We start from the raw sequence: 18,213 nt of genomic DNA on the forward strand, positions 1-18,213 counted from the left end.
GCGGGTGAGAGTCAGGCCACGGCACGTGGCGGATGGACACGGGTGGCCCACGGCAGCAGCGGCAGGCAGCCCAGGGCCACCAGCGCGACCAGCCAGTACAGGTCCGCCGAAGTGAGCGCCTGTACCTGGGCGTGCAGGCGCGCGGGTAGATCGGCGCTGGCGGACAACCACGGCTGGTTGCCCAGGTGGTCGACCAGCGTGGTGGAATGGAGGTGGCGCCGTGACTGTCCGACCGCATCAAGCACGCCGCCGGCAAACACCGCCGAAAAGCCTTTCACGGTGTTGAACCAGGCCGAGGCATAGGGACCGTCCTGCGGCGCCAGGCCGGTGGTCGCCAGCAGCAGCAACGGCAGTACCGCCATCGGCTGCGCCACGACCTGCAGCAGCTGCACCCACAGGAAGGTGTCGCGGTTCCACTGCACATCCAGATGTGCCCCCATGAAGCACGCCGCCGCCAGCAGCAGCAGCCCGGCCGCCTGCACCCAGCGGCAATCCACCGCACGCTGGTTCATCAGCGCAGCGACCAGCGGCAGCGCAATGGCCTGTGGCAGCGCCACCCACAAGAGCATCGGCGCGGTCTGCAACGGGCGGTAGCCCTGCACACTGGCCAGGAATCCGGACGGGATCGAGATCACCGCCAGCAACACGAACAACACGCCCACGCAGGTGACCAGCGAATAGCTGAGATTGCGATGGGCCAGCAGTTGCAGCTTGAAGAACGGCAGCGGGTGGAACCACTCGTTGATGAAGAACAACACCAGCAGGCCGCTGCCGCCGCCCAGCAGCACTGTGATCAGCGGCGACTCGAACCAGTTCAGGCGTGCGCCCTGGGTGAGGCCCAGCACCAGCATCACCAGCGCTGGCAGCCCCAGGGCCAGGCCCACGCCGTTGAACTGGGCAAAGCGCTCCAGGCGCATCGGGTCCTGCGGCAGGCCCCAACCGACCATCACCATGCCGGCCACGCAGAACGGCACGATCTGCCAGAACGCGAACTGCCAGCCCGCGTGCTCGACCCACAACGCGGCCAGCGGTGTACCCATGCTCGGCCCGAATGTTGCGGTGAGCGCGTAGCCCGCCAGGCCGTACAGCTTGATGCCCGGCGGCAGGAAGCGTAGCGCCACGCTCATCAGCAGCGGCGGCAGTGCACCACCGGCCAGGCCCTGCAATGCGCGCAGCAGCAGGAAGGACGGCAGGTTCGGCGCCAGCGGGCACAGCACACCCAGCACCATGAAGGCCGCGATCATCACCAGGCCGAAGCGGCGCAATGAGAAGGTGGCCGCGCACCACGGGGCGAAGGCCATCGCGCTGACCGACATGGCACTGTAGATGCCGGTGATCCAGTTGCCGTCATCGGCACTGAATCCCATCGCGCCGCGGATGTCGGCCAGCGCGACCTTGGTGACGTTTTCGTTGAAGCCCGACAGCAGCACCACCAGCAGTACGCCGCACAAGCCGACCACGATGCGGCGATCGAAGGTGGGGGCAAGCGGCGCGGCCGAGGCTGGGACCGGGGCTTGCGGCAGGGTGATCGCGCTCATCGGTGCGGGCCGATCCGTGCAGCGCACGGCAGGTGAAGCGACATGGCGTGCGCTCCGTGAATGTGGGGAGCGCAGTCTAGGTCGGCCTACCACTGCAAAAAATGGCGTGGAGGCAATGCCAGGCATGCGCTGGACGCACGGGTTTGGGTGGGTACCGACCGTTGGTCGGTACACGTTTACACAGCGTCGGCGTCGCACATGCCCTTGATCGCACGGCGCAGCCAGCGGTGCGCCGGGTCGTTGTCCATGCGCGGGTGCCAGGCCTGCACCAGCGCCACCGTGCGTACTGGCACCGGCAACGGGAACATGCGCAATGGCAGCCCCATGTAGGCGATGCGATCGAGCATCACGCTTGGCATCTGCGGCAGCACCAGGTCCGAGGCGGCTGCGGCGAAGATCGCACCATGGAAGGTGGGGATGACCATCGCCACCCGCCGCTGCAAGCCCAGCTGTGCCAGTTCGTCGTCGATCGGCCCATGCGCGATGCCGCGCCGCGAGACGGCGATGTGGTCACAGGCGGCAAACCGTTCGGCGGTGATATCGTCGTCGAACAGCGGATGATCCTTGCGCGCAGCGCCCAGCAGGGCTGTGGTGAACAGGTTCTGCACCTTGGTTTCCTGCGTATGCTTGCCGGCGGTGCTGATATACAGATCAATCCGGCCCTGCACCATCGCGTCGTCGTCGGTATCGCCCTCGGGCATGAACCGCAACGTGCAGCGTGGCGCCTGCTGGCGGAACACTTCCCGCAGGCGGCCACCGTAGCTGCCGATGAAGACGTCGTTGGCGCGGATGCTGAAGGTATGTTCCAGGGTCTGGATGTCCACCTCACGTCCATCGTTGAACACCCGATGGGCCTGCTCGATCACGTCGCGTACCTGCTCGCGCAGTTCCAGCGCGCGCGGCGTCGGCGCCAGGCCGCGGCCGGCGCGTACCAGCACCGGGTCGCCCAACGCGTCGCGGATCCGGCCCAGGGTTCGGCTCATGGCAGGCGCGCTCAGATTCATGCGCCGGGCCGCCCCGGCAACGCTGCCCTCGTCCAGCAGGACATCCAGGGCCAGCAGCAGGTTGAGGTCGGGCAAGGGCATGGCAGTCTCCAATGGATGGAATGACTCTACGACACTCCAAGTAAAAGTCGATTGCATGCAGTGCACTTATTGCCTGCACCGCACGGCATGGGTGCGCGCGCCGACATCGGCGACCATCCCCGGCCTGCCAAGGAGACATCCATGTTCAACACCCTGCTGGTCGCCCTGGACGGCGGCCCCCAGCACGCACGCGTGCTGGACCTGGCCGCGGCCATCGCCGGCCCGCGCAGCCGCCTGCACCTGCTGTGCGTGCTGGACCCCGAATTCGCGCTGGCTGCCGACGCCAGCGACGCCGACCGCCGGGAGTACCCGGAGGCCGCGCGCCAGCGCTCGCGGGCCGAGGCGGTGCTGGCCGAAGCCCTGGCCGAACTACGCGAGCGCGGCATAGATGCCATCGCACAGATTCCCTCCGGCGACCCCGGTGAAGTGATCAGCGAACAGGCGCGGCGCCTGAAGTGCGACCTGATCGTCATCGGCCATCGTCACCTGTCCCGGCTGGAACGCCTGTTCGAACCCTCGATCGGGCAATGGACCATCGACCACGCGCCCTGCCCCGTGCTGGTGGAAACCCGCGACCCGCAACCCTAGCCCCCATGGCCTCACGATCCCCATTGTTTCCCACCCGGGTCAACTACCGGGTCAACTACCGCGCCTTTGGCCGCCAGTTCGGTCGTGGCGAGCAGGCACTGCTGGGCGCGCTCCGCCAGCTGCACGATCCCGATCTGCAGCCTGACGGCGTCGCCCAGCTGAGCGCGCTCGGGCTCGATGCGGCGGGCTGCGACGCCTTCATCGGCCTGTTGCCGCTGCTGGCCACGCCCGCCGCCCCCATCGACCTGCTGCCTGCCGGCTCGCCGTTCATTGCCGCCAGCGAACTGGACCTGCTGGTCTGCCTGCTGCGCATCGCGCAATGGCGGCATGCACGGCCTCGCGAGGATCAACCGCTGGCAGCGCTGCGCCAACAGCTGGCCCGCTGCGCCAGCGCCGTGCAGGCAGCACACCTGCCGCTGCGGCAGCGCTCGTTGTCACCGGTCGGGCTGAGGCTGCTCGATCCCGGCGGCTGGGTGCGGCAGCGATGAGCTACCCGCTGTGCGGCCGCGCCATCGCATACCGGGGCGGGACACAGAACGTGGTCAGCAGTCCATCCTGCCGTGCGCGCTGCCTTCATCGTCCAGCACGTGCGCATGCAGGATCACCTGGTTGCGGCCGGCGCGCTTGGCGGCATAGAGCCCGGCATCGGCGTCGGCCAGCAACTGATCGGCGCTGGCCAGGGCTGGTGGATGCAGGTAACCCACGCCGATGCTGATGCTGACCGATCCTTCCGGCAACGGCAGCGCTTCCACCGCTTCGCGCAGGCGCTCGGCCAGCGCCAGCACGCCTGACAGTGCACTTCCGGGCACGATCACCGCGAATTCCTCGCCGCCATAACGTGCGACGCTGTCACCGGCGCGGCCGGCGCTCGCCTTCAGCACCGCAGCCACGGCCTGCAGGCAGCGGTCGCCGGCGGGATGACCGTAGCGGTCGTTGAAGACCTTGAAATGATCGATATCCAGCAGCAGCAGGCCCAGCTCGGTCCCACTGCGCCGTGCGCGGTTCCATTCGGCCAACAGCAGCGCGTCGAACTCGCGACGATTGGCCACGCCTGTCAAACCATCCTGGCGCGCCAGCTGATCCAGCGACGCCTGCCGTTCCATCAGGTCGATCTGCAGCAGGATGCTGCGCAGGCCGAAGCCCAGCGTGGCCACCACGAACCCGCTTACCGCCAATGGCCGTGCATGATCAACCACCAGCGTGCCCACCACCAGCAGCAGCAACGGCAGGATCATCGGCCCGGCCGCCTGCACCGTGCGCGCCAGCCGCGGATGCGGCACGAAGACCGGCGCGGGTGCCTGGCTCAGTGCCAGCAGCGCCAGCAGCAGGAACGGCAGATCGATCAGCAGATCGTTGTAGGCACCGAAGGAATCTTCCGAGGTGAAGTGGTTGATGTAGTAGGCCACCACCAGGTAAGCCAGCGCGTACAGCGCCAGCGCGCGGAAGAAGCTGCGCCGCTCGGGCACATCAACGGCCAGCCAGCGCACCACCGCGAACCCGGCGATGCACAGATTCTGGATGTCGAACATGCGTTGCATGTTGGACAGCGCGTGGTCGTCGATGTCGACGCGGGCAGCGAATGACTGCGCATGCACGAAGAACAGTACGCCAAGCAACGCCGCCATCGCGGCGTCGATCAGGCTGATGCTCATTCGCTCGCGGCGCGCGCGGGCCAGGATGAACACCAGCGGGACCCCGTACAGCACGTACAGGAACAGGCTGGCCTGCGGCGTCGCATCCGCGCGCCCTGCCCCCAGCGCATCTACCATGTTCAAGGCCATGCCACCCGCCCACAGCAGCAGCGCCAGCGCGGTGGCGCGCCAGCCCAGGGCCGCCCGGTCGCGACGCGCCCGCCACAGGCAGGCGGCGGCAGCCAGCAACGGTGCACCGGTCAGGAACACGAAGGAGCCCGCGCCGGTCACCCCAGGCCACACGGTGACGACCAGGCCATGGCACACCACGTACAGCAGCGCCAGCACTACCGGCATGCTTCCCCCGATCCGCAAGGCCGTATGCGCGCACCATAGCCCCGCCCGCGCCACAACGGCGTGATCCACTGCGGCAAAACGACACACCGCGTGTCCGCAATGGTAGTGCTGGCCGCTGGCCGGCAATCCCGGGGAATCACTGGCTGCAGGTTGCCGGCCAGCGGAAAGCCGTCAGCCGTGCAGGGCCTGGGCGTGGTGGGCGATATGCTCGCCGATGAAGCTGCCAATGAAGTAGTAGCTGTGGTCGTAGCCGGGCTGCAGGCGCAGAGTCAGTGGATGGCCGGCGGCTGCGCAGGCCTCCCGCAGGCGCTGCGGCTGCAGCTGGCTCTGCAGGAACTCATCCGCCTCGCCCTGGTCAACCAGCAGCGGCAGGCGCTCATCGGCCACGGCGATCAGCTCGCAGGCATCCCATTGCGCCCAGTCGGCCGGGTTGTCACCCAGATAGGCATGGAACGCCTTCTGCCCCCACGGCACGTGGCTGGGCGCGACGATCGGCGAGAACGCCGACACGCTGCGGTAGCGCCCCGGATTGCGCAGCGCGATCACCAGCGCGCCATGGCCGCCCATCGAGTGGCCACTGATCGCGCGCGCATCGGTCACCGAGAAGTTCGCCTCGATCAGCGCCGGCAGCTCCTGCGCCACGTAGTCGTGCATGCGGTAGTGCTTCGCCCATGGTGCGCAGGTGGCATTGAGGTAGAAGCCTGCTCCCTTGCCCAGGTCGTAGCCCTCGACATCGGCCACGTCATCGCCGCGCGGGCTGGTGTCGGGCGCGACGATGATCACACCGTGCTCGGCCGCATAGCGCTGCGCGCCGGCCTTGGTGATGAAATTCTGCTCGGTGCAGGTCAAGCCGCTCAGCCAGTACAGCACCGGCAGCTTCTGCGTTTCCGCCTGCGGCGGCAGGTACACGGCGAACTGCATGTCGCAGCCCAGCGTGGCCGAATGATGGCGATAGACGTCCTGCCAGCCGCCGAAACAGGCGCGGTGTTCAATGCGTTCCATGGGTTCCTCCCGGGGGGCGGCAGGCACAGCAGCCTGCCACCCGGCGTGGCTCAGTAGTGGACCACCGAACGGATCGACTTGCCTTCATGCATCAGGTCGAAGGCGTCGTTGATCTTGTCCAGGTCCATGGTGTGGGTGACGAACGGAGCCAGTTCGATATCACCCTTCATCGCATCCTCGACCATGCCGGGCAGCTGGCTGCGGCCCTTCACGCCACCGAAGGCGGTGCCCATCCACTTGCGGCCAGTCACCAGCTGGAACGGACGGGTGGAGATCTCCTGGCCCGAACCGGCCACGCCGATCACCACGCTCTGGCCCCAGCCACGGTGCGCGCATTCCAGCGCCGCGCGCATCACGTTGACGTTGCCGATGCACTCGAAGCTGTGGTCCACGCCCCAGGTGGTCATCTCAACGATGACCTGCTGGATGGGCTTGTCGAAATCCTTCGGATTGATGCAGTCGGTGGCACCGAATTCGCGGGCCAGCTCGAACTTGGACGGGTTGGTATCCACCGCGATGATGCGGCCGGCCTTGGCCTGGCGCGCGCCCTGGATCACCGCCAGGCCGATGCCACCGAGGCCGAACACCGCCACGCTGTCGCCTTCCTGCACCTTTGCGGTGTTGTGCACCGCGCCAATGCCGGTGGTGACGCCGCAGCCGAGCAGGCAGACATGTTCCGGGTTCGCGTCCGGATTGATCTTGGCCAGCGAGACTTCGGCAACGACGGTGTACTCGCTGAAGGTCGAGCAGCCCATGTAGTGGTACAGCGGCTCGCCGTTGTAGCTGAAGCGGCTGGTGCCGTCGGGCATCACGCCCTTGCCCTGGGTAGCACGCACCGACACGCACAGGTTGGTCTTGCCGCTCTTGCAGAACAGGCACTCGCCGCACTCGGCGGTGTACAGCGGAATCACGTGGTCGCCCGGCTTGACGCTGGTCACGCCCTCGCCCACTTCCACCACGATGCCGGCGCCTTCATGGCCCAGCACCACCGGGAACAGGCCTTCCGGATCATCGCCGGACAGCGTGAACGCATCGGTGTGGCAGACACCGGTATGGGTGATCTTGACCAGCACTTCGCCCTTCTTCGGCGGGGCGACGTCGATCTCGACGATCTGCAGCGGCTGGCCGGGACCAAAGGCGACGGCGGCTCGGGACTTCATGGTGGTTTCTCCAAAGACAGGCAATGACAGGATGGGCGGCGCCATGTTGCGCCATCGTTTACTTCAGGTACGAGCGGATCAACGCGCTCATGTCGCGCACGCGCTCGGCACGTTGTTCGTCGGAGGCTGCGGGCTGGCCAAACTCCTCGCGCAGATGGGCCTCCATCACCTCGGACATCAGACCGTTGACCGCGCCACGGATGGCGGCGATCTGCTGCAGCACCGGCCCGCAGTCGGCACCGGCTTCCAGCGCGCGGTCCAGCGCATCGCACTGGCCACGGATGCGGCGCACGCGGGCCAGGACCTTCTTCTTCTCTTCGGGGGAGTGCGGCATGGCGAGGCCACCTTGGAACTATACTGGGGGATAGTATACAAACCGCAGCCACGGACTCAATCCCGGCCGGCTCAATCGAACAATCCCGCGCCCGCCAACCGCGTCAGTTCATCCACCACGTAGCGCACCTTCGGCCGCAGGTGGCGCGTCGGTGGCCACAGCGCATGGATGTCGATGTGCCGCTGCATGTGCGCATCCAGCACCGATTGCAGCGCACCGGATTCCAGGTGGCGGCGCACCAGTGAAATGGGCATCTGGCAGATGCCCAGCCCGGCGATGGCCGCGTCGATCACCGCGTCGCCGTCGTTGAGCTGGTAGGCCGCGTTCGGAATGAACGTTCCCTCGGCATCGTCACTGCCAATCCGCCACCACACCGGCTGCCCGTGGCGGAAGCCGACGATGCTGCGGTGTTGTGCCAGGTCCTCCACGGTGGCTGGCACGCCATGCGCCTGCAGGTACTCCGGCGATGCACAGGTGACCAGGCGTTGGCGACCCAGCCGACGCGCGACCAGGTGCTCTGCGTGGTGCAGCCCGCCGAAACGGATCAGCAGGTCGATGCCCTCTTCGACCGGATCGACGAAGTGATCGGTGAAGGTCATCGTCAGCTGCAGGTCCGGGTACTGCCGGCACAGGCGCAACAGCACCGGCAGCACCACCAGCCGCCCGAACGAGGACGGCATGTCGATGCGCAGCCGTCCGCTGGGCAGGCCAGCCGAACCCAGGCAGGCCTCGGCGGCGGAGATTTCTTCCAGCGCCGCCGCACACGATGCGTAGTACGCCTCGCCGTCGGTGGTCAGCGCGATGCGCCGCGTGGTGCGGTGGAACAGGCGCACCCCCAGCCGCGCTTCCAGCCGGGCGATGGCCTTGCCCACCGCCGAACGCGAGATGCCCAGCGCGTCGGCAGCCTCGGTGAAGCTGCCCGAGCGGGCCGTGGTGACGAAGGTCACCAGGCCATTCAACGATTCCAGCGGCAGCATTCTCTGCTCCATATTGGGGACAAATAGTCCCGTACCGAGGGAGATCGAAGCGCTTTATGCGTCCGCATGTCAACTCCATCCTGTGTGCATCGCGCCGCTGGCGCCCCTCCCCCCGCACCGAGATGACCGACATGACCGCCGCCCTGTTCCACCCCTTCGACCTGGCAGGCACCGCCCTGCGCAACCGCATCGTGATGGCCCCGATGACCCGCGCCCGCAACCCCGGTGCGGTCGCCACTGAACTCACCGCGCAGTACTACCGGCAGCGCGCCAGCGCCGGCCTGATCATCAGCGAAGGCACGCCGGTCTCGCCGCAGGGCCAAGGCTACATCGACGTGCCGGGTATCTGGTCGGCCGCGCAGGTGGCCGGGTGGAAGCTCGTCACCGAGGCGGTGCATGCCGCGCAGGGCACGATCTTCGCCCAGCTCTGGCATGTCGGCCGCATGTCGCATTCCTCGCTGCAGCCTGACGGTGGGCAACCGGTCAGTGCCGGTACCCGCCCGGTCGCCAGTGCACCGAAGAATACCTCGTTCGTCTATCTGGACGACGGCAGCCGCGGCCATGCCGATCCCACCCCGGCGCGTACGCTGGCCACCGAAGAGATCCCCGGCATCATTGCCGACTTCGCACGCGGCGCAGACAACGCCATCGCCGCCGGCTTCGACGGCATCGAGCTGCATGCCGCCAACGGCTACCTGTTCGAACAGTTCCTCAACCCGCTCATCAACGAACGCGAGGACCGCTACGGCGGCTCGCTGCCCAACCGTGCGCGATTGATCCTGGAGACGGTCGATGCGATGGCCGAGCGCATCGGCGCGCACCGCATCGGCGTGCGCCTGGCGCCGAACAACCTCACCTTCGACATGCCGTTCTACCCCGACAACGAAGCCACCTACCTGTACCTGGCCGAGGAACTGGGCACGCGCGGGCTGGCCTATGTGCATCTCAACGACAACCTGCAGGCGGGCCAGTCGGTGCTGGGCGAGGCGTTCCTGCAGCAGTTCAAGCAGGCCTACGGTGGCACCGTGATCCTGGCCGGTGGCATGACCCGTGAACGCGCCCTGCAGCTGGTCGAGGCCGGCACCATCGACCTGGCCGCGTTCGGCCAGCCGTTCATCGCCAACCCGGATCTGGTCGAACGCCTGCAGCGGAACATCGCGCTGGCCACGCCCGACCGCAGCACCTACTACGGTGGCGGCAGGGAAGGCTATCTGGACTACCCGGCCGCAGGCTGATCCAGCATGGGGTCGGATCCCCGCCACAGGTGGGGCTCCGACCTTTGGTTCAGGCGTCCTCGCGCACGTAGGCGAACGACTCGTCCAACCGCGCAAAGCCGATCACTTCAGCGACGATCGCCTGCGCGTCGTCTTCACTGATGTTGCCCTCTTCAATATCGTCAACGCGGGCGAACATACGCTGCAACGCTGCGTACTGGTCGCCGCGCAGGAAGGACTGGTGGGTCTGCAGCCAGCGCTGCAGATTCCCGGCCAGTTCGCCGTGCGACAGCAGCGTGTATGGCCGCTGGTAGTCGGCAACGGCTTCGACCATCTTGCGGAACAGGAAATCCTGGTAGCTGGCGGCCAGCACATCGGCACGGTCGTCGTCATGCCACACCATCACCACCGGCGGCTCGCTGAAACCGGGCGCGTTGCTCCAGAAGCAGTAGCTGTCACCCGCGCCCGTCCGCGCAAAGGGCAGCAGTTGCAGGTCAGTGCGCAGAGGATTGTAATGATCCTCGGCGGTCAGCTCCTGCCACGCCTCGAGCAGCTCATCGTGTTCCAACGGCTCGTAGTCCTGGGCGTACAGCAGCACCGGCGGATCCGCCTGCAGCGTCGGGAACACCACCTCGGACCATTCCGGATGGGAAGTGCCCCAGCTCAACCGTCCCGCTGCATGCAACTGCTTGTACAAGAGCGGAAAGGACTGGCCGGTGGCCTGTTCGATCTCAGATAGCGCGCTCATGGATGTCCTTGTCGAGAGAAGCCGCCCAGCTTGCCCGAATGCGCACAGAAGATGAACCGGCAGCAGCAGGCGGCGGGACTAGACTGCGACCACCGGATGCCGCCCACCGCTGCCATGAACGCGACTGCCCACAGTTTCATCGTCAACATCGACGTGCCCGACCTCGCCGCCGCCGAAGTGTTCTACCTGGCCGCGTTTGGATTGCGTATCGGACGTCGGCTCGGTGCCGGCGCGGTGGAGCTGCTCGGTGGACCAACACCGCTGTACCTGTTGCAGAACGAGGCTGGCAGCGCCGCCACCGAAGACGGCGAGGTACGCGATTACGAACGCCACTGGACGCCGCTGCACCTGGACTGGGTGGTGGATGACATCGACGCCGCGCTGGTACGCGCGGTAACGGCTGGGGCAACACTCGAACAGCCGGTGCGCAACCGCCCCTGGGGGTGGATCGCCGTACTGGCCGATCCGTTCGGCCACGGCTTCTGCCTGATCCAGTTCAGCCGCGAAGGCTATGATGCGCTGGTCGAGTAGCTGATCGTGGTGGGTGCCGACCGCTGGTCGCCACTGCATCTGCTACTGCAGCTACCCGCGCAGCATGTCCACGAACGCGCGCAGCGCACCTGGCATCTGCCGCTGCTTCGGGTAGTACAGCGCGAAGCCGGCGAACGGTTCGTTCCAGTCTTCCAGCACCGCCACCATCTGGCCGGATTCGATGTACGGTCGCGCGGTGTCTTCCAGCACGTAAGCCAGGCCGATGCCATCGAGCACGGCACTGACCACGGTGCCCTGCTCGCCCAAGGTCAACCGCCCCGGCACGTCGATCTCCAGCGCCTGCCCCTCGCGTTCGAACTGCCACTTGTACAGATGGCCGCTGGCGAAGCGGAAGCGGATGCACTCGTGCATGGCCAGGTCGCGCGGATGCTGCGGCGCCGGGCGTCTGCGCAGGTAGTCCGGCGAGCCGACGATCAGCCCGCGCAACGGCGGCCCCATCGGCACCGCCACCATGTCCTCAGGGATGAACTCATGCAGGCGCACGCCAGCGTCGTAGCCCTCGGCGACGATGTCGACCAGGCCATCGTTCTCGGTCAGCTCCACCCGCACGTCGGGATGGGCGTGCAGGAAGCGCGCCAGCCGCGGCCCCAACTGGGTCGGCACCGCCGCGCGGGTGGCATTGATGCGCAGCAGGCCCGCCGGAGCGGCGCGGAACTGGTTCATCTCTTCCAGTGCGTCATGCACCTGCCCCAAGGCCGGCTGCAACCGCTCCAGCAGGCGCTGCCCGGCCTCGGTCAGGGCCACGCTGCGGGTGGTGCGATGGAACAGGCCCACGCCCAACCGTTCTTCCAGCGCGCGGATCGCATAGCTCACCGCCGAGGTCGACAGCGCCAGCTCGGCGCCGGCGCGGCGGAAGCTGCGGTGGCGGGCGACCGCGGCGAACGCAGCCAGGTGGGTGAGGTTGTCAGTGGCCACGATTGTGTAGTTTCACTTGATGAATCATGCCGATATCCGCGCTTCTTGCCGCTGGGTACGGGGCGTATTGTAAAACGCCTTTCGACAAACCCTGCCAAGGATTCCCCATGTCCCTCGCCCGTGGTTACGCCGCCCATTCACATACCGACCCGCTGATCCCGTACGAGTTCGAACGCCGCGCGGTCGGCCCGGACGATGTGCGCATCGAGATCCTCTACAGCGGCATCTGCCACTCCGACCTGCACCAGGCCCGCGACGACTGGGGTGGCTCGATCTACCCGATGGTGCCGGGCCACGAGATCATCGGCCGCGTCACCGAGGTCGGCAGCAACGTCACCCGCTTCAAGGTCGGCGACCACGCTGGCGTGGGCTGCATGGTCGACTCGTGCCGCCACTGCGACGCCTGCGAGCACGACCTGGAGCAGTACTGCGCCGAAGGCGCGACCTGGACCTACAACGGCCGTGAACGCGAAAGCGGCGCGCCGACCTACGGCGGCTATTCCGACCACGTAGTGGTCGAGCAGCGCTTCGTGGTGAAGGTGTCCGACACGCTCGACCTGAAGGCGGCCGCGCCGCTGTTGTGCGCCGGCATCACCACCTGGTCGCCGCTGCGCCACTGGAAGGTCGGCCCCGGCCAGAAGGTCGGCGTGATCGGCCTCGGTGGCCTCGGCCACATGGGCGTGAAGTTCGCCAAGGCGCTCGGCGCGCATGTGGTGATGATCACCACGACGCCAGAAAAGGGCGCCGACGCCAAGCGCCTGGGCGCTGACGAAGTGCTGGTCTCGCGCGACGCTGCGCAGATGAAGGCGCACGCCGGCAGCTTCGACTTCCTGCTCAACACCATTCCGGTCGGCCATGACACCAACCCGTACATGGGCCTGCTCAAGCGCGAGGCCACCATGTGCCTGGTCGGCGTGCTGACCGAACTGGACCCGCCGCTGACCGGTGGCAGCGTGATCTTCGGCCGCAAGCACCTGACCGGCTCGGCGATCGGCGGCATGGCCGAAACCCAGGAAATGATGGACTTCTGTGCCGAGCACGGCATCGTCAGCGATGTCGAGATGATCGACATCAAGAACGTCAACGAAGCCTGGGAACGCATGGCGAAGAACGATGTGCGCTACCGCTTCGTGATCGACATGGCGACGATGAAGAACGCCGCCTGATCGATCGGCGACGGTGAACGAAGAACCCCGGCACTGCCGGGGTTTTTTCTGGTCGTGCATTGGGCATGACGAAGGTCAAGGAAGCGGCAACCGCCCGGGCGCAGACTCACCGCATGGCCCGCCTGCCCTCCCCTGCGATGCTGATGCGTGCGCCGCATCGACTGCTGTTCTTCATCGGCGCCAGCAACCTGCTGCTGGCGATGCTGTGGTGGGCGTTGTGGCTGGGCGCATTGCGCGGGTTGTGGACGCCGCAGCCATCGCCCCTGCCACCGGCCTGGTTGCACGCGCTGCTGATGCAGTACCTGGTGCTGCCCAGTTTCATCTTCGGTTTCCTGCTCACGGTGTTCCCGCGCTGGATGGCGCAACCTGAACTACCACGCAGCCGCTATGCGCCGGTCGGCATCGGCCTGTTTGGCGGGCAGGCGCTGCTGATTGCCGCCGCCTGCGGCTGGACACCCGGGTTGTGGCCCGGCCTGCTGCTGGCACTGGCCGGCTGGAGCGCCGGACTGATCGTGCTGGGACGCGTGCTCAAGGCCGCCGGCCCCAACCGTAACTGGCACGCGCGTGCGTGCTATGCCGCACTGCTGTTGGGCTGGCTGGGGCTGCTGCTGTTCATGGCGGTGGTGCGCGGCCACGCCACGCTGATGCCGGTCACTGTGGCACTCGGCACGTTCGGCCTGCTGCTGCCGGTCTACCTCACCGTCGCGCACCGGATGATCCCGTTCTTCGCCAACAACGTGGTGGACGGCTATGCGCCGTGGCGGCCGCTGCGCTGGCTGGCCGCGATGTGGGCGCTGCTGATGCTGCGCCTGCTGTTGAGTGCGTTGCAGATCGACAACCTGCTGTGGCTGTTCGATGCGCCGCTGCTGGTGTTGTCGCTGCAGGCGCTCTGGCACTGGTGGCCACGCGGGCCGATGCCGGGCCTGCTCGCAGCCCTGTTCCTGGCGCTGGCGTGGCTGCCGGTCAGCTTCGCGCTGTACCTGCTGCAGGACGTGGGTCAACTGCTCGGCCATCCGCAGCTGCTCGGCCGCGCGCCGCTGCACGCACTCGCCGTGGGCCTGTTCGGCAGCCTGCTGGTGGCGATGGTGACCCGGGTCACCCAGGGTCATTCCGGGCGACCGCTGGTAATGCCGGCAGTGGCCTGGTTCGCGTTCGTCGCGCTGCAGGCAGTGGCGATCATGCGCATCCTCGCCGAGCTGACGCCCGATGCCTATGCGTGGCATTTCGCCGCCGCCATCGGTTGGCTGTTGGCACTGGCCCCATGGGTGGCCCGGCTGGGCTGGATCTACCTGAGCCCACGGCGCGACGGCAAACCGGGCTGACTGCATCGCCGGCCAGGCGACGTCCATCGGTAGTGCCGGGCCATACCCGGCGGCCACCACAATCCACTCAGTACGCGAACTCGCGGAACACCGGATCGACGTCGCCGTGCCAGCGGCCATGGAACAGCGCCAGCTTGCGCTCGGCCGGGGTCAGGCCGGATTCGACGATCTCCTGCAGCACGTCCAGGAACTTGCTCTCGTCCTGGCCGTCGGCATTGCGCGCCGCGCGGCGCTTGAGGCCTTCCACCGAAATCTTCACCGCTTCGCGGGCCAGGTCGCGCACGCTGCCATTACGGAACGGCAGGTTCATCGCATGCTTTGGCACGCCGTCACGCAGCGCATGGCGCTCGGCCAGGGTGAAGTCACGCACCAGGTCCCACGCCGCATCCAGCGCGGTGTCGTCGTACAGCAGGCCGACCCAGAACGCCGGCAGCGCACACAGGCGGCTCCACGGGCCACCGTCGGCACCACGCATCTCCAGGTACTTCTTCAGGCGCACTTCCGGGAACGCGGTGGTCATGTGGTCCGACCAGTCGCGCAGCGTCGGCAGCGCACCCGGCAGCACCGGCAGCCTGGCCTGCATGAAATCGCGGAAGCTCTGCCCGCTGGCGTCGTGGTAGATGCCATCGCGGTAGGAGAAATACATCGGCACGTCGATCAGGTAGTCGACATAGCGCTCGTAACCGAAGCCATCCTCGAACACGAAGTCGAGCATGCCGGTGCGGTCAGCGTCGGTGTCGGTCCAGATGTGCGAGCGGTAGCTCAGGTAGCCGTTCGGCTTGCCTTCGGTGAACGGCGAATCGGCGAACAGCGCGGTGGCGATCGGCTGCAGCGCCAGCGACACGCGGAACTTCTTCACCATGTCCGCTTCGGTGGCGTAATCCAGGTTCACCTGCACCGTGCAGGTGCGGGTCATCATATCCAGGCCCAGCGAGCCGACCTTGGGCATGTACGCGCGCATGATCTTGTAGCGGCCCTTCGGCATCCACGGCATTTCATCGCGCTTCCACTTCGGCTGGAAACCCATGCCGAGGAAACCCAGCTGCAGTTCGCCGGCCACCTGCGCCACTTCGTTCAGATGGGTGCCGGTTTCCACGCAGGTCTGGTGGATGGTCTCCAGCGCCGCGCCGGACAGTTCCAGCTGGCCGGCCGGTTCCAGCGTCACCGAGGCGCCATCGCGCAGCAGGGCGATGGTGTTGCCGTTCTCCTGCACCGGCTCCCAGCCAAAGCGGACCAGGCCATTGAGCAACGCCTCGATGCCGCGCTCGCCTTCGAAGGTCGGCGGTCGCAGGTCATCCAGGCGGAATCCGAACTTCTCGTGCTCGGTACCGATGCGCCACTGTGCGCGGGGCTTCTCGCCGGAGGCGATCACCTCCACCAGCTGCGAGCGGTCGGTAATGGGGGTATCGGCGACGTGGCTGGGGCTCGACAAGGGGAAGGCTCGCTGGACAGTGGCGGGGGATGTGGGGCCCGGGGCCTTCCATCACAAGGGCGCACTATAGCGTGGCGACCCGTTGCGTCATGCGACGGTGGCAGGTTTCAGCATCCTACCGACGCCCTCTTGACCCTCGTACACTCAGAGCCATGAGCCGTCATTCACGACACCCCGAACTGCACCGCTCCGAGCGCGTCGGCTGGCTGCGTGCCGCCGTGCTGGGGGCCAACGATGGCATTGTCTCGGTGGCCGGCCTGGTGGTCGGCGTGGCCGCCAGCGGCGCCTCCGCGGCGACCATCCTGGCCACCGGCGTGGCTGGCACCGTGGCCGGCGCGATGTCGATGGCCGCCGGCGAGTACGTCTCGGTGCAGACCCAGGCCGACACCGAAGACGCCGACCTGGCGATGGAAAAGCGCGAACTGCACGAAGACCCGCACAGCGAGCTGGAAGAGCTGGCCGCGATCTACCGCCACCGCGGCCTGGAGCCTGCCCTGGCACGGCAGGTGGCCGAACAGCTCACCGCCCACGACGCGCTGGGCGCCCATGCCCGTGACGAACTCGGCATCACCGATACCCTGCGCGCGCGCCCGTTGCAGGCGGCGCTGGCCTCGGCCGGTGCGTTCACCTGTGGCGCGGCGCTGCCGGTGCTGACCGCCCTGCTCGCGCCGGTCGACAAGGTCGCACTGATGACCACCACCAGTACCCTGCTCGGCCTGTGCCTGACCGGCGCGATGGCGGCGCAGGCCGGGGGCGCCCCGCCTGTTCGCGGCGCAATCCGGGTGATGTTCTGGGGCGCGTTGGCGATGGCTGCGGCGGCCGGCGTCGGTCGCCTGTTCGGTGCCCAGGTCTCATGACCGGCATGCTGCCACCGACCACCGCACTGCTGGCCGAGATGGCCAGCCTGGCCGGGTGCGCACGCGCCGAGGGCTATGCGTGCATCACCGCTCGCCGGGAACATGGCGCCAGTTCGGTGGAGATTCCGCAGCCGCAGTTCGCGATCCTGCTGGAAGGCCGCAAGCAGGTGCGCACCGTACACCAGTCGCTGGAATTCCTCCCCGGCGACATCCTGCTGCTGACCCAGCGCTGCCGCATCGATGTGGTCAACACCCCCGACCCACGCAGCGGCCGCTACCTCAGCGCCATCGTGCCACTGTGTGCCGAAGTGCTGGCGGCCGCACGCACGCTGTGGAGCGAGGAACTTCCCGCCCCTGGCCAGGCGATGGCGCGACTGCCGTTGATCGACCATGGCGCGGTGCTGCGCCAGTGGCGGCAAGCGCTGCAGGACGGCCGTTACAGCGAAGCACGGCTGGCCCTGGCCTCGCTGGTACTGACCCTGTGCCGGCAGGGCCACGGCAACCTGCTGCTGCCGCAGGCACCGAGCCTGGGCGAACAGATCCGCGACCGCATCGCCGCCGAACCGGCGCGCGACTGGCAATCGCGTGATGTGGAAGAACAGTTCGCGCTGAGCGGCGCGACCCTGCGCCGTCGCCTTGCGGCCGAAGACACCAGCCTGCGCCAGCTGCTCACCGAGGCCCGGCTGGCGCATGGCATGCAGCTGCTCTACACCACCGACCTGCCGTTGAAGACCGTCGCCGCACGCGCGGGCTACCGGTCTGCGGCCAGTTTCAGCAAGCGCTTCGCCGAGCAGTACGGACTGGCTCCCACAGACATTTGAGGGGGTTCGGCAGGGCTGCGCCCTGCACCTGCAGAGGCAACGGCAACGGCAACGGCCGAGGCAACAGCAACAGCGGGCTATCCGTGGGATGGCGGGGCACTGTGGGTTTGCGGGGACGCCGTCCCCCCCCCCCCTCCGGGGTCCGGCCCAGCCGCTGGCGGCTGTTGGTGGGTGTCGACCTTGGTCGACACATCTGTCAGATATCGAATGATTCATCCACGCATGGCGTGGATCTACTGTGTCGACCAAGGTCGACACCCACCAGAGCAGTTTGCCGTTCCGACAGATCGCAGAAAACTGTCGAAGGCGGGGTGGGTCCGGTTGCGGGGGCGTGAGCGCCATGGATGGCGCGACCGAGCCTACATGGACGTATTTACGGCGTCCCCCGCAACCGGACCCACCCCGCCATCCCACGGATAGCCGCTGTTGCTTCGGCCGTTGCCGTTGCCTCTGCAGGTGCAGGGCGCAGCCCTGCAGACAACACCCCTCCCTGAGCATTCCGCGCAGTGGTTTG

The 18,213-nt window shown here is 67.4% G+C and carries 18 protein-coding genes; 8 read left to right on the forward strand and 10 right to left on the reverse strand.

Annotated features, from left to right (window positions below; translation table 11 throughout):
- Nucleotides 1-11: 11 nt before the first annotated feature.
- Nucleotides 12-1,529, reverse strand: coding sequence for an MFS transporter (locus CCR98_RS17555; protein WP_087924225.1), 1,518 nt, complete (start codon nt 1,527-1,529; stop codon nt 12-14).
- A 185-nt stretch (nt 1,530-1,714) separates the two neighbouring features.
- Complete coding sequence (locus CCR98_RS17560) at nt 1,715-2,623, reverse strand: LysR family transcriptional regulator (protein WP_087923598.1); 909 nt, start codon at nt 2,621-2,623, stop codon at nt 1,715-1,717.
- Nucleotides 2,624-2,764: 141 nt separating this feature from the next.
- On the opposite strand from CCR98_RS17560, the gene CCR98_RS17565 reads away from it, so the two are divergent.
- Nucleotides 2,765-3,211: a universal stress protein gene (locus tag CCR98_RS17565; protein WP_087924226.1), complete on the forward strand. Its 447-nt coding sequence runs from the start codon at nt 2,765-2,767 to the stop codon at nt 3,209-3,211.
- Nucleotides 3,212-3,216: 5 nt separating this feature from the next.
- Nucleotides 3,217-3,699 carry a hypothetical protein gene (locus CCR98_RS17570; RefSeq protein ID WP_087923599.1) on the forward strand — a complete coding sequence of 161 codons (483 nt, stop codon included), beginning with the start codon at nt 3,217-3,219 and terminating at the stop codon, nt 3,697-3,699.
- A gap of 54 nt (nt 3,700-3,753) precedes the next feature.
- Here the strand turns inward: CCR98_RS17570 and CCR98_RS17575 are convergent, their stop codons facing one another.
- The 5 genes from CCR98_RS17575 to CCR98_RS17595 form a co-directional block, all read right to left on the reverse strand.
- The gene (locus tag CCR98_RS17575) at nt 3,754-5,199 is read right to left on the reverse strand and encodes a GGDEF domain-containing protein (RefSeq protein ID WP_087923600.1); all 1,446 of its coding nucleotides are present in this window, start codon (nt 5,197-5,199) and stop codon (nt 3,754-3,756) included.
- Between the two features lie 171 nt (nt 5,200-5,370).
- Complete coding sequence (fghA, locus tag CCR98_RS17580; RefSeq protein WP_087923601.1) at nt 5,371-6,201, reverse strand: S-formylglutathione hydrolase; 831 nt, start codon at nt 6,199-6,201, stop codon at nt 5,371-5,373.
- Between the two features lie 50 nt (nt 6,202-6,251).
- A complete protein-coding gene (locus CCR98_RS17585) occupies nt 6,252-7,361 on the reverse strand; it encodes an S-(hydroxymethyl)glutathione dehydrogenase/class III alcohol dehydrogenase (protein WP_005414457.1) in 1,110 nt (369 codons plus the stop codon).
- Nucleotides 7,362-7,419: 58 nt separating this feature from the next.
- Entirely contained in the window at nt 7,420-7,695 is a 276-nt protein-coding gene (gene frmR, locus CCR98_RS17590; RefSeq protein WP_005411009.1) for a formaldehyde-responsive transcriptional repressor FrmR, read from the reverse strand.
- 71 nt (nt 7,696-7,766) lie between these two features.
- Entirely contained in the window at nt 7,767-8,672 is a 906-nt protein-coding gene (locus CCR98_RS17595) for a LysR family transcriptional regulator (RefSeq protein WP_087923602.1), read from the reverse strand.
- A gap of 131 nt (nt 8,673-8,803) precedes the next feature.
- Between CCR98_RS17595 and CCR98_RS17600 the strand changes: the two genes are divergently transcribed.
- Complete coding sequence (locus CCR98_RS17600; RefSeq protein ID WP_087924227.1) at nt 8,804-9,907, forward strand: alkene reductase; 1,104 nt, start codon at nt 8,804-8,806, stop codon at nt 9,905-9,907.
- 49 nt (nt 9,908-9,956) lie between these two features.
- Here the strand turns inward: CCR98_RS17600 and CCR98_RS17605 are convergent, their stop codons facing one another.
- Complete coding sequence (locus tag CCR98_RS17605; protein WP_087923603.1) at nt 9,957-10,634, reverse strand: SMI1/KNR4 family protein; 678 nt, start codon at nt 10,632-10,634, stop codon at nt 9,957-9,959.
- 114 nt (nt 10,635-10,748) lie between these two features.
- Here CCR98_RS17605 and CCR98_RS17610 point away from each other — a divergent pair, with 114 nt between their 5' ends.
- The gene (locus CCR98_RS17610; RefSeq protein WP_087924228.1) at nt 10,749-11,165 is read left to right on the forward strand and encodes a VOC family protein; all 417 of its coding nucleotides are present in this window, start codon (nt 10,749-10,751) and stop codon (nt 11,163-11,165) included.
- 51 nt (nt 11,166-11,216) lie between these two features.
- On the opposite strand, the gene CCR98_RS17615 is transcribed toward CCR98_RS17610, so the two are convergent.
- Entirely contained in the window at nt 11,217-12,101 is an 885-nt protein-coding gene (locus CCR98_RS17615) for a LysR family transcriptional regulator (RefSeq protein ID WP_087923604.1), read from the reverse strand.
- Nucleotides 12,102-12,208: 107 nt separating this feature from the next.
- On the opposite strand from CCR98_RS17615, the gene CCR98_RS17620 reads away from it, so the two are divergent.
- Entirely contained in the window at nt 12,209-13,267 is a 1,059-nt protein-coding gene (locus CCR98_RS17620; RefSeq protein WP_005419275.1) for an NAD(P)-dependent alcohol dehydrogenase, read from the forward strand.
- 65 nt (nt 13,268-13,332) lie between these two features.
- Nucleotides 13,333-14,589: an NnrS family protein gene (locus CCR98_RS17625; protein WP_087923605.1), complete on the forward strand. Its 1,257-nt coding sequence runs from the start codon at nt 13,333-13,335 to the stop codon at nt 14,587-14,589.
- A gap of 67 nt (nt 14,590-14,656) precedes the next feature.
- On the opposite strand, the gene CCR98_RS17630 is transcribed toward CCR98_RS17625, so the two are convergent.
- Nucleotides 14,657-16,021 carry a glutamate--cysteine ligase gene (locus CCR98_RS17630; protein ID WP_087923606.1) on the reverse strand — a complete coding sequence of 455 codons (1,365 nt, stop codon included), beginning with the start codon at nt 16,019-16,021 and terminating at the stop codon, nt 14,657-14,659.
- Between the two features lie 152 nt (nt 16,022-16,173).
- Here CCR98_RS17630 and CCR98_RS17635 point away from each other — a divergent pair, with 152 nt between their 5' ends.
- Entirely contained in the window at nt 16,174-16,878 is a 705-nt protein-coding gene (locus tag CCR98_RS17635; RefSeq protein WP_087923607.1) for a VIT family protein, read from the forward strand.
- Entirely contained in the window at nt 16,875-17,699 is an 825-nt protein-coding gene (locus tag CCR98_RS17640; RefSeq protein WP_087923608.1) for a helix-turn-helix transcriptional regulator, read from the forward strand. The genes CCR98_RS17635 and CCR98_RS17640 overlap by 4 nt, the downstream gene beginning before the upstream one ends.
- Nucleotides 17,700-18,213 lie beyond the last annotated feature (514 nt).

It is taken from the genome of Stenotrophomonas sp. WZN-1 (genome assembly GCF_002192255.1).
Classification (GTDB): Bacteria; Pseudomonadota; Gammaproteobacteria; order Xanthomonadales; family Xanthomonadaceae; genus Stenotrophomonas.